This is a genomic window from Nocardia sp. NPDC019323 (assembly GCF_044389845.1).
Classification (GTDB): domain Bacteria; phylum Actinomycetota; class Actinomycetes; order Mycobacteriales; family Mycobacteriaceae; genus Nocardia; species Nocardia implantans.
Window position 1 is genome coordinate 782291 of record NZ_JBIRYN010000002.1, and the last position, 14170, is coordinate 796460.

10 protein-coding genes are annotated in these 14170 nt (G+C 68.9%); 5 read left to right on the forward strand and 5 right to left on the reverse strand.

Features of this window, described 5'->3' with window-relative positions; genetic code table 11:
• The first annotated feature begins 438 nt into the window (after positions 1-438).
• The 4 genes from ACH49X_RS11020 (at position 439) to ACH49X_RS11035 (ending at position 4577) form a co-directional block, all read left to right on the forward strand.
• A complete protein-coding gene (locus ACH49X_RS11020) occupies positions 439-1668 on the forward strand; it encodes an acyl-CoA dehydrogenase family protein (protein ID WP_195080866.1) in 1230 nt (409 codons plus the stop codon).
• Positions 1668-2816 (forward strand): acyl-CoA dehydrogenase family protein, encoded by a 1149-nt coding sequence (locus ACH49X_RS11025; RefSeq protein ID WP_357208902.1) that lies wholly within the window; start codon positions 1668-1670, stop codon positions 2814-2816. The genes ACH49X_RS11020 and ACH49X_RS11025 overlap by 1 nt, the downstream gene beginning before the upstream one ends.
• A 130-nt stretch (positions 2817-2946) precedes the next feature.
• Positions 2947-3423 (forward strand): hypothetical protein, encoded by a 477-nt coding sequence (locus ACH49X_RS11030; protein WP_357208901.1) that lies wholly within the window; start codon positions 2947-2949, stop codon positions 3421-3423.
• The gene (locus ACH49X_RS11035) at positions 3420-4577 is read left to right on the forward strand and encodes an FAD-dependent monooxygenase (protein WP_195080863.1); all 1158 of its coding nucleotides are present in this window, start codon (positions 3420-3422) and stop codon (positions 4575-4577) included. The genes ACH49X_RS11030 and ACH49X_RS11035 overlap by 4 nt, the downstream gene beginning before the upstream one ends.
• Before the next feature lie 100 nt (positions 4578-4677).
• On the opposite strand, the gene ACH49X_RS11040 is transcribed toward ACH49X_RS11035, so the two are convergent.
• Positions 4678-7830 (reverse strand): (Fe-S)-binding protein, encoded by a 3153-nt coding sequence (locus tag ACH49X_RS11040; RefSeq protein ID WP_357208899.1) that lies wholly within the window; start codon positions 7828-7830, stop codon positions 4678-4680.
• A 459-nt stretch (positions 7831-8289) separates the two neighbouring features.
• Between ACH49X_RS11040 and ACH49X_RS11045 the strand changes: the two genes are divergently transcribed.
• Entirely contained in the window at positions 8290-9003 is a 714-nt protein-coding gene (locus ACH49X_RS11045; RefSeq protein WP_195080861.1) for a hypothetical protein, read from the forward strand.
• A 68-nt stretch (positions 9004-9071) separates the two neighbouring features.
• Here ACH49X_RS11045 and ACH49X_RS11050 read toward each other — a convergent pair whose 3' ends face one another.
• From ACH49X_RS11050 to ACH49X_RS11065, 4 genes are all read right to left on the reverse strand, one after another.
• Positions 9072-9959, reverse strand: coding sequence for an NRDE family protein (locus ACH49X_RS11050; RefSeq protein WP_357110529.1), 888 nt, complete (start codon positions 9957-9959; stop codon positions 9072-9074).
• A 135-nt stretch (positions 9960-10094) separates the two neighbouring features.
• Positions 10095-11420, reverse strand: coding sequence for a S1 family peptidase (locus ACH49X_RS11055; RefSeq protein ID WP_397069526.1), 1326 nt, complete (start codon positions 11418-11420; stop codon positions 10095-10097).
• Positions 11421-11531: 111 nt separating this feature from the next.
• Positions 11532-12890, reverse strand: coding sequence for a S1 family peptidase (locus ACH49X_RS11060; RefSeq protein ID WP_195080858.1), 1359 nt, complete (start codon positions 12888-12890; stop codon positions 11532-11534).
• A gap of 163 nt (positions 12891-13053) precedes the next feature.
• Positions 13054-14163 carry a hypothetical protein gene (locus tag ACH49X_RS11065; RefSeq protein WP_357208895.1) on the reverse strand — a complete coding sequence of 370 codons (1110 nt, stop codon included), beginning with the start codon at positions 14161-14163 and terminating at the stop codon, positions 13054-13056.
• Positions 14164-14170: the final 7 nt, after the last annotated feature.

The window sequence follows — 14170 nt, forward strand, 5'->3', positions numbered from 1 at the left end:
TAACAAATGTGATCGGCGTCTCGATCTGATGCAAGTGCACATCGACCGTCGATGCGTGAACGCGGATGAGGTCCTCGCGCTCGAAGGATGCGACCGGGAAGGGCCGGATGCAGGTGATGGATCGGAACTGGATCGTGGTGGCGCAGTCACCCGGGCCGGGCACGTTGATCGGAGAGGGGGAGGCCGTGCTGTCGGTGGTCAAGATCGGTGAATCCAGTCCCTGCGGCTGAGGTGCGGCGGCGATTGCTCGGCGCGGATGGACCGGTTGCCGGGCCTGTGCTGGGGTCCGGCCACCGTGCCGTCGGTTCGCCCCCTGGTGAAGAGTCTGCGGGCATATGACGTCAGTTTGACTCTGTAAAACAAACGGTCGTACATTCTCTCGCGTGGTGGCGGGATGGTCGCCACGGAAGCAACGGTGCACACCCTCTGGGAGGGCAGATGGATTACGACTGGTCAGCGGAGGATCTGGCGTTTCGGGACGAGGTGCGCGCATTCCTCGACGCGAAGCTCACGCCGGAGTTGCGGCGGGCCGGGCGCTTGGCGACGAGCGTGTATCCCGACCATGAGGCGAGCATGGAATGGCAGCGCATCCTGCACGAGCGCGGCTGGGCGGCGCCCGCGTGGCCGGTGGAGCACGGCGGATGCGACTGGAGCCTGACCCAGCACTACATCTTCCAGCGGGAATCGGCGCTGGCCGGCGCGCCGGCGCTGTCACCGATGGGCATCAGGATGGTGGCCCCTGCGATCATCGCGTTCGGCACCCCCGAGCAGAAGGCGTTCTATCTGCCCCGCATCCTCACCGGCGAGGTCTTCTTCTGCCAGGGCTACTCCGAGCCGGAGGCCGGATCGGACCTGGCCGCGCTGACCATGGCCGCCGTCGACGACGGCGAGGACTTCGTGTGCACCGGCAGCAAGATCTGGACCACCCACGCCACCGAGGCCAACTGGATCTTCTGCCTCGTGCGCACCTCGCGCACGGGTAAGAAACAGCAGGGCATCACGTTCCTGCTGATCGACATGACCGCGCCGGGCATCGAGATCAGGCCGCTGGTGATGACCTCGGGTGAGCAGGTGCAGAACCAGGTCTTCTTCGACAACGTGCGGGTGCCGAAGGCCAATGTGCTCGGCCGGATCGACGACGGGTGGACCGTCGCGAAGTACCTGCTCGTGCACGAGCGAGGTGGCGCGGCCGCGCCGTGGTTGCAGGTCATGGCGCAGGACATCGCCGCCAACGCGGCGCGGCAGCCAGGCCCGGACGGCAACCCGCTGATCGAGGACCGCGTGTTCGCGGCCAAGCTCGCCGATCTGCGGATCCGCACCGAGGTGCTGGAAATCTTGGAGTACCGCACCATCTCCGCGATGGCGCAGGGGAAGAACCCGGGCCCCGCCTCCTCCACACTCAAGATCCTCGGCACCGAACTCAGCCAGAAGCTCACCGAGCTGGCGCTGGAGGTCGCGGGGCCGCGCGGTCGCGTCTACCAGCCGCACGCCACCAAGCCGGGCGGCCCGATCGCCCAGTACACGCCGCCCGCCGACGGCTACCACAGCGGCGCGGACTGGCAGGCCGTCGCGCCGCTGAAGTACTTCAACGACCGAGCGGGCTCGATCTACGCGGGCAGCAACGAGATTCAGCGAAACATCCTCGCCAAAGCAGCATTGGGGCTCTGATGGACTTCACGCTTACCGACGAGCAGGAAATGCTCCGCTCCGCGATCGCCGGATACCTCGGCGCCCGCTACGACCTGGAGAAGAGCCGCGCGGCGGCGAAATCGGAGGCGGGCTGGCAGCCCGCCGTCTGGCGCGGCTTCGCCGACGAACTCGGCATTCTCGGCGCGACCCTGCCCGAGCGGGTGGACGGCACCGGCGGCGGCCCCGTCGAACTCATGGTGATCGCCGAGGAACTCGGCCGCGCGCTGGTGGTCGAGCCGTTCGTGGACACCGTGGTCCTCGGCGCCGGATTGCTCGAGCGCTCCGGCGGCGAACAGGCCGATGCCGTGCTGCGCCGGATCGTGTCCGGTGACGCGCGCGTCGCGTTCGCCGCGCTGGAACCGACGTCGGGAGCCACGCTGCACGACGTGTCGACCACCGCCCGCCGCGACGGCGACGCCTGGGTGCTCGACGGCGAGAAGACCGTGGTGACCAGCGCGCCGCTGGCCACCGATCTGCTGATCACCGCGCGCACGTCCGGCGATCGCCGCGACAAGGCGGGCATCTCGCTGTTCCGGCTGGAATTCGACGCGAGCGCTCCCCCCGCGGGCGTCGAGGTGCACGCCTACCGCACCATCGACGACCGGACGGCCGCCGATCTGGTGTTCACCGACTTGCGACTGCCCGCCGACGCGCTGCTGGGCACGGAGTCGGACGGTTGGAGCGTCATCGAGCCGACCGTCGCGGAGGCGACCGCCGCGATCTGCGCCGAAGCGGTCGGCTGCATGCGCAAAGTGCTGGCCGACACCATCGACTACGCCAAACAGCGCGAGCAGTTCGGTCAGCCGATCGGCAGCTTCCAGGCGCTGCAGCACCGCATGGTGGATATGTACATCGAACTGGAGCAGGCCATCGCGGCGGTCCACCTGGCCGTCCATTCCCTGCGCGCCTCCGCCGACGACCGGGCCCGCGCCGTCTCGGCGGCGAAGGTCACCGTCGCGCGGGCGGCGCGTTTCATCGGGCAGAACGCCGTGCAACTGCACGGCGCGATGGGCATGACCGAAGAGCTGGCCATCGGCCACTACTTCAAGCGGCTTACCGCGATCGAGCACGAATTCGGCTCGACGGACGAACATCTCGCACGCTACGCCGCACTGACCCGGCCATAGTCGCACGACGGCGCGCGCGGGTCGCTATCGGCCCCGCGCATCGTCCGGTCTCGTGCTCGGCCGCGCCTTGCCATGTCCATATGTTTCAGTAAATACTGAATCAACTAGACATGTGTGAATCGGAGTGAGTATGGCGAATCGGGACCCCGGCCACGAGCAGGTGCTGGAGTGGGTCGAGCGGGTGGCGATGTTCTGCACGGCGGAATACGGCATCCCGCCGATCTCGGGGCGCATCCTCGGATGGTTGATGATCTGTGATCCGGCCGAGCAATCGGCGGACGAAATCGGTGCGGCCATCGGAGCGAGCCGGGCGTCGCTGGCCACGAACATGCGGGTGCTCATCGATGCCGGTTTCGTACGACGGCGCACGAAACCCGGTGAGCGCACGCACTTCTACCGGATGGACGACGACGCGTGGAGCACCGTCGTGCAGCGGCGGGTGGCGGGTCTGCACTCGTTTCGCGACGTCGCCGCGCAGGGCATGGAACTGGCGGGGCCCGGCAGCGCGCGGGCCGAGCGGTTACGGGCGGCGCACGACGTCTACGACTGGATGGCGAAGCGGTTGAGCGAACAACCGCTGCCTTCGCGCGAGAGCGGCGACCGGTGACGGGGCAGGGCCGATCGGCGATCGTCGCCGGAGGCGGGATCGGCGGACTCGCCGCGGCCGTCGGACTACACCGGTCCGGATGGGCGGTGACCGTTCTGGAGCGGAGAGCGCGAGCGGGAGAGATCGGCGCGGGCTGGTCGTTCGCTCCGAACGCCGTGCGTGCGGCGGACGCGCTGGGTGTCGGAGCGGACTTCCGCGCCGTCTCGGTGCCGACGCAGGCCGGAGCGACCCTGCGGACTCCGTCCGGCCGATACCTGATGCGATACGAGGCGGGGCGCGACGTCGCGCTGCTGGCCAATCATCGCGCTGATCTGCACAGCGCGTTGCTCGGCCATCTGCCCACCGGCGTCGTACGTGCCGGAGCCGAGGTCATCGGGTTCGAGCAGTCCGGATCAGAGGTGTCGGTGACCTACCGGACGGAGGAAGGAACGCACCGAGCCGCCGCGGACGTCCTCGTGGGAGCGGACGGCATCCACAGCGGGGTGCGACGCGGCCTGTTTGCCGACTCCGATCCGGTCTTTCAGCGCATTCTGTGTTGGCGCGGGGTGACCGAGCCGGGCTCGGTATGGCCGATCGAAGGATTCCAGACTTGGGGACGAGGTGCGCGTTTCGGCGCCCACCCGCTGACCGATCGGCGGGTGTTCTGGTTTCTCACCGTTCGGCAGTCCGAACCAGGGATCCGCTACGGGAACGATCTCGCGGAACTGCGTCGGCGGGTGGGCAGCTGGCACAACCCGATCCCTGCTCTGCTGGCCGCGACGCCACCGGAGGCGATTCTGTGTCATGACATCTTCGATCTCGATCCTTTGCCGTCGTTCGCCCAGGGCCGGGTGGCGCTGCTCGGCGACGCCGCGCACGCGATGACGCCATTCCTCGCCCAAGGCGCGTGCCAGGCGCTCGAAGATGCGACCGCGCTCGCCGCTGAGCTGCGCGACGGCCCGGTTCCGGCGGCGCTGGCCCGCTTCGACCAGCTGCGCCGCCCACGCGGACAGCAGGTGCAGCGCATGGCACGCCAGGATCCCGCGATAAGTCTGTCCACCAATGCCCTCGTCTACGGACTGGCGACCGGCCTGACCCGCCTCGCCGGACGCGGCGTGGCCGGACGGAAGTCGGCCAGATTGTGGGATTGGACGCCTCCGGCGATAGGCGAGTAGCGCACCCCGCGTCGATGAGCTGTGCCGGTCGCCGGATACGGCGCGAACGAAAGAGCCCGGGTACTCCTCGAGTACCCGGGCTCTTCTCCGCTATCCTGGCTCAGCTTTTGCGGCCCGGAGCCTTCGCACCGGCCTTGAAGCCGAGACCGCCCGGCTTGGCGGTGGGCGGCGCGACTTCGGGTGCGCCGTTGCCGCTCGCGCCGTTGGACTGCTCCGGTTCGGCGGCGGGTTCGGGCTGCGTGGCGGAAGCTTCCGCGACGGGAGCCTGCTCCGCGGGAGCCGGTTCGGCGGGAGCCGCGTCCTTCGGGGCCGCTGCCGTCTTGCCGGGGGCCTTGGGGCCGGGCCGCTTGAAGCCGGACTTCATGGCCAGACCCTTGGCGGGCACCGTCGGCTTGGTCTCGGTCGGGCCGGTTTCGGCCGTTTCCGTAACCGCTTCGGCCGACTTCGCCTCGGCTGGTTCCGCAGCCGCTTCGGCGGGCGCGGCCTCGGCCGCAGGAGCCGCCGTAGCCTTCGCGCCAGGTGCCTTGGCCGCGCCCTTCATGGCGAGACCACCACCGGGCGCCTTCGCGCCGCCCTTCATACCCAAGCCCTTGACCGGCTTGGCCTCGGCAGCCTCGGTTGCGGGAGCCTCGGCCGGAGCTTCGGCGGCGGGGGAAGCGGTGGCCTTGGCACCGGGTGCCTTGGCTCCGCCCTTCATCCCCAGACCACCGGGCGCCTTCGCCGGACCCTTCATGGCGAGACCCTTGGCCGGAGCGGCGGGAGCCGGCGTGGCTTCGGTCTCCGCCGATTCGGCGGCGGGAGCCTTGGCGCCGGGCGCCTTGGCCGCGCCCTTCATGCCCAGGCCACCGGGGGCCTTCGCCGGGCCCTTCATGGCAAGACCGCCGCCACCGGGTGCCTTGGCGGGGCCCTTCATCGCCAGGCCGCCGCCGCTCGGCGCGGCCTTCGCCGGCGCGGGAGCCTCGGCGGCCGGGGCCGGTTCGGGCTCGGGTTCCGGCTCGGGCTCCGCCTCGGGCGCCTTGGGCTCCTGGATGACGGTCAGGTTCTCGGTGAGCACCGCGGGCTCGACGCGTTCGATGGCGTCCAGCATCAACTGGGCGACGTCAACCACCTCGACGCCTTCGCCCTCGCCCTTCTCCTGACGCGCGGTGACGCCGTCGGTGAGCATCACGCGGCAGAACGGGCAGCCCGTCGCGATCTTCGCCGGGGAGGTGGTCAGCGCCTCGTCCACGCGGTCGATGTTGACGCGCTTGCCGAGCTGCTCTTCCATCCACATCCGCGCGCCACCGGCGCCGCAGCACATCGAGCGCTCGCCGTGGCGGGGCATCTCGACCAGGTTGGAGCCGGACGCGGCCATCAGCTCACGCGGCGCGTTGTAGATCTTGTTGTGGCGGCCCAGGTAGCAGGGGTCGTGGTAGGTGACCTTCTGCGACACCGAGTTCACCGGGATCAGCTGCTTCTGCCGCACCAGGCGGTTGAGCAGCTGGGTGTGGTGCACGACCTCGTAGCTGCCGCCGACCTGCGGGTACTCGTTGTTCAGCGCGTTGAAGCAGTGCGCGCAGGTGACGACGATCTTCTTCTTGCGGTCATCGACGCCGTCGAACACCGAGTTCAGCAGCTCGATGTTCTGCTGGGCCAGCTGCTGGAACAGGAACTCGTTGCCCGCGCGGCGAGCCGAGTCGCCGGTGCAGGTCTCCTCGGCGCCGAGCACCATGAACTTCACGCCGGCGGTGGCCAGCAGCTCGGCGACGGCCTTGGTGGTCTTCTTGGCGCGGTCCTCGTAGGCGCCCGCGCAGCCGACCCAGAACAGGTACTCGTAGCCGTCGAAGCTGTCGGCGTCCTGGCCGAAGACCGGGATCTGGAAATCGAGCTCGTTGATCCAGTTGAGCCGGTCCTTGGCGTTCTGACCCCAGGGGTTGCCCTTGTTCTCCAGGTTCTTGAACAGGCCCGCCAGCTCGGAGGGGAACTCCGACTCGATGAGCACCTGGTAGCGGCGCATGTCGATGATGTGGTCGACGTGCTCGATGTCCACCGGGCACTGCTCGACGCACGCGCCGCAGGTGGTGCAGCTCCACAGCACCTCGGGATCGATGATGCCGTTGACGTCGGCGCCGCCGACCAGCGGCCGCTCGGCCTCGGCCTTGGCGGCCTCGGAGATCTTGGCCAGCTTCGCCTCGTTCGGGTTGCCCTCGGCGTCGACCAGGCCGATCTCCTCGCCGCCCAGGTCCTTGCGGCCACCGGCCAGCAGGTAGGGAGCCTTGGCGTACCCGTGGTCGCGCAGCGACATGATCAGCAGCTTCGGCGACAGCGGCTTGCCGGTGTTCCAGGCCGGGCACTGCGACTGGCAGCGACCGCACTCGGTGCAGGTGGTGAAGTCCAGCCAGCCCTTCCAGGAGAAGTCCTCGATCCGGCCGGCGCCGAAGGTGTCGGTGTCCGGGTCGGCGGTCTCCATGTCGACCGGCTTGCCCTTGGACATCATCGGCTTGGCCGCGCCCAGCGCGACGCCGCCGTCTTCCTCACGCTTGAAGTAGATGTTGAAGAACGCCGAGAAGCGGTGCCAGGCAACGCCCCAGGTGACGTTGCGGCCGACGTAGTACAGGAACGCCATGCCGGACATCAGCTTCACGAAGGCGAACAGCGCAACCATGGTGGTGTTCGCGGGCAGCAGCTTGGCCACCTGCATGGTGAAGAAGTCGGTGGCCGGGTCGGAGTGGCCGTAGGCGGCGATCTTGCCCGCCTTCACGAAGATCATGCCGAGGCCCTCGAGCAGGACGATCGCCTCGATGACGTAGGCCGGGCCGAACTTGGAACCGCTGAACCGGGACAACCGCTCCGGCACCCGTGGGTGGTTGAGCTGGCGCAGGACGATCAGCGTCAGGATGCCGACCACGGTGCCGATGCCGAGGATCTCGTCCCACAGGTGGTAGATCGCCAGGTTGCCGATGATCGGCCAGTGGAACGCCGGGTCGAAGGTCTGCCCGTACGCCTCGAACCACAGCATGGCTCCGCCGATGAAGCCGATCATCACCAGCCAGTGCGCCCAGCCGACGGTGCGGAACTTGTTCATCCGCGTGTGCGCGATGAACTCCACGAGCATCTGCTTGAAGCGCGGGAAGAAGGGCCGCCAGCGGTCCGGCGCGGGCTGTCCGACCATGATGGCGCGCGCGATATTGCGGACGCCGCCGATGAACGACGCCCAACACAAGAGGCTGAGCGCCGCCCCAATCGTGCCCAGCGTCACTGTCAGGGCATTCATGTCGCGACCTTTCTTTAGAGGCACCCGAGTGCGGCTCGTTCCGCTACCGTCTCGGTTCGCTCGTATCCTAACCGGCAGTAAGTTACCCGCCAGTAACAACTATGTCCATCGTACGATCGGCTTTTCGGCTATAGCCCCATACGCTGGGGCTTGACCGTCTATTTACCTGTGATCAATGTCACAGTAAATTCTGCCGATCACGCTGCCGAGTGGTCGACCACCACCGTAAACGGCGAAGCATTCCGTACAGTCGGTAAGGATTGGCTTAGTCCCCAGTCCTGATAAGGGATCTCGCTTAAAACGCGGCGTTCTATTAGGCTCACGACGTTCTGATTGCCGCGACCGTCTTCACACTGCTCGGGGAGGATCCGGAGCCGACCACCCGGATTTGCTGTACAGAGCTCTCGCGTGCTGAAGACCAGTGGTGACGTACGACCTGATGATGGATTGGAAACTGAATTGAATCTCCGCAGAACCACCGCGGCGGCCGCGATGGTCATCGGTGCGATGACCATCGGATTGGGGACCGCCCATGCCGAGCCGGCCGCTGCTACGCCCGACCCGATCCGGTACTCGGTCAAGCTGGTGGAGAAGACCGTCGTGACGACGCTCAAGGGGGGAACGTTCGAGCTGGCCAAGTCCTCCGAGGACGTCAAGGAAGACGACGTCTACCGGATCAAGGACTCGGAGGGCAACGCGGTCCTCACGCTGCCGATCGCCTTCAAGGTCGCCGACACCGTCGTCCCGGTGAAACCGGTCGTGAAGGAAGACAACACGGTGCTCGAGCTGACGCCTGAGCAGGGCGTCAACGTCAACGTGCCCAAGGACAAGCCGCTCAACGCGGTGAACGTCGTCGCGCAGCCGATCGCGTCGCCGATCGAGAACCAGCGCGCGCAGAACGAGTTCGCCAGCCAGTTCGGCATCGCGACCGCCGTCGGCGGCTTCCTCGGCACCGCCATCGGCGTCATCGGTGGCGCGGTGATCGGCTGCATCCTCGGTCTGCCGTTCCTCGGCGTCGGCTGCATCCCGGCCGCGATCGCGGGCGCCGGCATCGGCGGCATCCTCGGCACGGTCGCCATCGGCGGTCCCGCTCTGCTCGTCGCGGGCATCGACCTGGTGAACACGCTGCAGGCGCCGGAAGGCACCACCAAGTGGGCGGACAAGCCGAAGTAGGCCTTCGGTCGCACCCGCTCGTCAGATCCTCGGCGGCCCGCTCTCCTCGGAGGGCGGGCCGTCGTCGTTCATCCCGTCAGATCCAGCAGGCCGCGCACGACGTTCTCGCCCCGTTCCTCGCCCAGCGGGCCGAACGAGCGCTCGACCATCTCGAACGTCCCGTCCTCGCGGACGATCAGCACCGTGCTCGCTCGGGTGCCGTGCACGGTGTGCGCGACGAACCTGGCCGACAGCGCCCGCTCCATCTCGTAAGGGACGCCGGTGTGCGGCAACTCGTCGTCGGCGGCTTCGGTGCGGTCGGCCAGCACTTCGAAGTAGCGGTCCACCGCTCCCGGCTCGGTGCGCACGACCTCGCGCAGCCCGTCCACGCCCGCCCGTATCTTGGGCCAGATGGGCTGTGGCGCGATCAGATCGGCTTCCCCTAGGTCCGGGCCGGCCGAGGTGACGAATGTGCCGTTGGAGAGCCCGTGGAAGCCCGCCGCGAGTTCGCGTGGTTCCGCGGCGCTGCGGTTGGAGTGCCACCACAGCGTGCGCAGGTCGGAGACGACCAGGTTGTAGCCGTTGTAGTCGTCGGGAGCGGCGGCGACGTCGAGCACGTACTTCTCCGGTCCCGGGAACTCGCCCGCCCGGCCGCGATCGGCGGCGCCGCGCAGGAAGTCCATCAGCAGCGCGCCACGAGAACGGGCATCGAATCGTTGATCGGCGGGGTCGCGCACGTTCGTGACGGCGGCGAAACGATTGTCACCGTGCGGATGCGTGCTCAGGCCGAGCCAGGTTCCCGGCGGCTCGCCCTCCGCCCGGCCGGTGGCCCCGGTGTCGCGTCCGGCGAGCAGACCCGGCGCTTCCGGCCACCAGCGCATGGACTCGGTCGGACGGGTGTAGAACTCGTCCCGGTTGGCGGCCACGATCAACCGGTACTCCGGATGCGCGCGCCAGCCGATCAACACCAAACACATGCGGTCCAGGATGCCGGACCGCTGCCGCACGCCATGCGGCGTTGCCCCGCGCGGGCCACGTAAGGGCAGCGGAAAGCCCCTGAGACGGCGAAAGGCCGGCAGCTCGACGCTGCCGGCCTTCGCGTGTTCCCGCGGTCAGTTGGTGCGGATGCGCAGACCCGGGTTGTCCGAGAGCACCACGTGCACCGGCTGCGCGAACAGCTGCGGCACGTTACCGGTGAGCGCGCCGATCAGGTTCGGGATCTCGCAGATCGGGTAGTCGGCCACCGACGACGCGCTGGAGATGCCGAGCGCCAACCGGCCGGTCACGATCGGGCCGCCGCTGTCGCCGGGCAGCGCGCAGATGTTGGCCGAGAAGCTCTGGGTGAGCTCGCGGTCGCCGACCTGCACGGTCTGGTCGACGGCGTTGACGATGCCGCAACTGAAGCCGGTGCGGGCGCCGGACTTGCACACCGGAGCGCCGACCACCGGGGTGGCCACGCCTTCGACCGGGATCGGGGCCGCGCCGGGCGCGCGGACGCCGTTGTTGGCGAAGCGGTCCTTGGCCTGGTCGTTGACCCGGATGATCGAGTAGTCCTGCTCGCCGAGCACCGACTTCTGGAAGACGCCCAGCTGCGCGCCGAGGCGGTCGCCGTTCATCTCGTAGACGCCTGCGGCGTTGCCGCTGCCCGCGGACGGGATGTCCGGGTTGCAGTGGCCCGCGGTGATGTTCACCGTGTTGCCGTTGCGGTCGGTGCCGTTGAAGCCGAGCGAGCAGCGCAGCGAGCTGCGTCCGGCGACCGAGGCGTAGCCGTCGCCGCCCGCGAGCGCGCCACGCGCGTCGCCGGCGATGTCACCGGCCTGCAACGTGCCCTGCTCGCCGGCCACCGGCGGGGCCATCACGATGACGCGCGCCGGGTCGATGAAGTTCGGCATCGGCAGGCCCGCCTGATCCACGCGGACCGCGATCGCGTTGTTGACGGTGTCCACCACCGCGCCACGCACCATCGAACGCACCGCCTCCGGCTGGCCGTCCAGCCAGCGCTCGAACGCGCTCTTCTCGCCACGCAGGGTCGCTTCGCTCTTGGCGACGTTGCGGACCTCGAAACCGGCCGACTCGGCGGCCTTCTTCGCCTCGTCCGCGCCGGGGCCCTGCGCCAGCGCCACGACCGCCTTGCCCGCGTCATCCAGCCAAGAGCCGCCGAACACGGCCGGGTACTGCCGCTGTGCGGTGGTGGCGAACGCGGCCACCTGCTGCGCCAGCTCCGCACGATGCAGGTACTCGTCGGGCGAGATCTTCAGATCGCGGGTCACCGCGGCGACCAGCTCGGCGGGCAGACCGGGAGCCTGGTCGGGTTGAGCCGTCGCCACTGCCGCGGTGGGCCCGAACAGCAGTATCGCCGCCGAGGCGGCGATCACTGTCTTTCGGATTACGGTCTGTCGCGCAGTCGAGCGGGGAGGTCCTATACGTGGCAGGAGCATGAGCAGACTATATGGGGTTCGACGCGGTATGCCTACTCATGTTGTGGTTCCCGACTCCCTCATAGCCCGCCGACCGGCGATATGTCGATCGACACACCACGCGGCGTGCGCTCAGCTCGCGTTCGGCCGGGTGCGCACGGTGATGCCGCTGCCGATTCCGCCGCCGGAAGAGGCGTCGATGTCGGCCAGGATCGCCCGGATCGGAATGCCCAGCGAGGCGGTGCCGCCGTACTGCGCCAGCGCGATGTTGGCCTCGTTGCAGTTCGGCGCGTCCGCCGCGTTCGAACCACTGGTGATGCCGAGCGCCAGCGTGCCGGACACGATGGCGCCGCCGCTGTCGCCGCCGAGCGTGCAGGCCGAGCTGGCGAACCCGCGCACGGTCTTGCTCTCGCCCTCGGCGGTGTAGAGCTGGGTCTCCACCCGGTCGGCCACGACGAAGCCACAGGTGAAGGTGGACGACTGACCGGACTTGCAGACCGGTGCTCCGGTGATCGGGTCGGCGGTGCCGGTGATCGCCAGCGTGGTGCCGTTGGCGCCGCGCACCGAGGGCTGGTCCATGCCCGCCCGCACCGCGCGCTCGTTCAGCTTGATCACCGAGTAGTCCAGCGCGGACTGGCCGCCCAGCGAGGCGCGCACGAAGGTGCCCAGTTCGGGGCTGGCCGGGATGTCCCGGACGTTCGGCAGGTAGACGCCGGCCTCCTGGTTGCCCTTGCCCAGGTTCGGATCGCAGTGGCCCGCACTGATGTTCAGCGCGTTGCCGGAGGCGTCGACGCTGTTGAACCCGAACGAGCACACGTCGACGGCGCGCAGGGAGGAGTCCTGGAGCGAACCGGGCGCGCTGATGTAGGTGTCACCGCCCATCGGCCTGCGTTCGACCGGGCCGCCGCTGTTCGGCGACAGGATGACCTTGATGTTGGCCAGGAGCGTCGGCAGGTTGAGCATGTGGCCCGCGGGGGTGTTGGCGACGCTGAGCACCAATTGGCTGTTCAAGAAGTCGATGGCCACGGAGTTGATCGCCTGCGAGATCTCGCGCGGCAGGCCGGTGATCCACTGGTTGAGCTGCACCAGCGAACTTTCCAGGCTGTCCGCCGACACGGGGGCGAGCCGGGTCTGGTAACCGTCGGCCGCGGCGATCTTGGCGGCATCCAGCGAGGTGACCGCCATGACGGGCTTGCCGTCGGTGCCGATCCAGGCGCCCGCGTAGGAATCTGGCCGCTCCGAACGGAACTCGCGCGCGTAGTCGCGCAGCTGCTGGGCGCGCGCGGCGCGGTCCAGGTACTCGGTGGGGGTCATCTTCAGATCGCGTGCGATGGCCTGCACGAGTTCCGGTGGGAGATTGTCCGCGGCGAGCTGCGCGGGGGCATCGGGAACCGCCGAGGCGGTGGTCGTGCCGAACAAGGGAGCCAGGAGAACGGTCGATGCGATGGCGACAGCTTTGACCGCGGCGCGACGCGCCACCAACTTGCGCATGAAGTCCCTTCGTCGGCACGCACGTGCCAGCTAAATCCGTGGCCACGGGCAGAATCCGTTGGCACACAGTCTTCGTCCAGCAACCGACCGGTGTGAGGGAATTCATCCGACAACCCGGTCAGCGCAACACTCTAAGCCACAAACCCGAGAAGGACGCTACTAATCACCGACTACCCGGTATTCCCATCCCGGGGATGGTGGGGATCTGCGGCAACTGCTGACCGAACGGGTTGGTCGACGGCGTGGTGGTCCGCGTCGTCGAGGTGCGCGTGGTGGTGCTCGGCGTCGTCGTGGTCGGCGGCTGGCTGGTGGTGGTCGGCGGGGTGGTGGTCGGCTCCGGCGTCGTGGTCTCGGTGATCACCACCGGCGGCTCGGGCGGCTCGGTGGTCGTGGTGGTCGTGCTGGTCACGATCGGCGGCGGGGCGGGCACCACCGAGGTCGTCTCGGACTTGGCGTCGGGCAGCGGCGGCACCGGCGTCTCCCCGCCGTCGCGGAACAGCAGGGCCACCACGATGCCGCCGAGCACGAGGCCGATCACCGCCGCGCCCGCGATCAGCAGCGGCATGCGCTTCGAGCGCGGCGCGGGAACCATTGGCGGCGGCTGCTTCTCGAGCTGCTCAGATTCCGCGGCCACGAGCGTCTCGGCGACCGGGATGGCCGCCGAATACGCCTGCGGCGGCGCGTCGGCGGCGGGCACGGCGGGGATGACGATGGTGTCCACCGTCGAGTTCTCCGCGGTGGTCGGGTCCGGCGGGGTGGCCCCGGCCGGGGTGGCGAGCACGGCCGCCAGCGCCCCTCTGGCCGCGTCGTGGGCGAAGGACCTGCCGTCGGCTCCGGTCGCCGCGCTCGGCAGCTCACCCTCGCTGACCAGCAGCACCGAGCGCAGACCCAGGTAGTCCAGCGCGTCCCGCAGCGAACGCACCTGCTCGGCGGGCCAATCCGCCGGATGCGTCGCGTAGAACTCGGCGGCTCCGCTGAGATGTTCGGCGGCCAGGTTGATCAGGCAGAACAAGGCGGTCGCGACGAGGTCTTCGGCGCGGTAGGCCTCGCCGTCGTCGACCGGGATGCCCGCCGGGTCGCCGACGGCGGCCACGAAGCCGCTGATCGAGTGGGCATCGCCCGTGGGAGGGGGACCACCCAGTTCGGCGTCACCGTCGTCGGACATGTGCAGCACCGAGTCACGGACGATGTACCTCGGCTGCTCGTCACCGTCGGTGACGATGACCGCCGTGCACTCGTCGTCGGCGACGCGCAGGCCAACCCCAGTGGCCATCCTCACC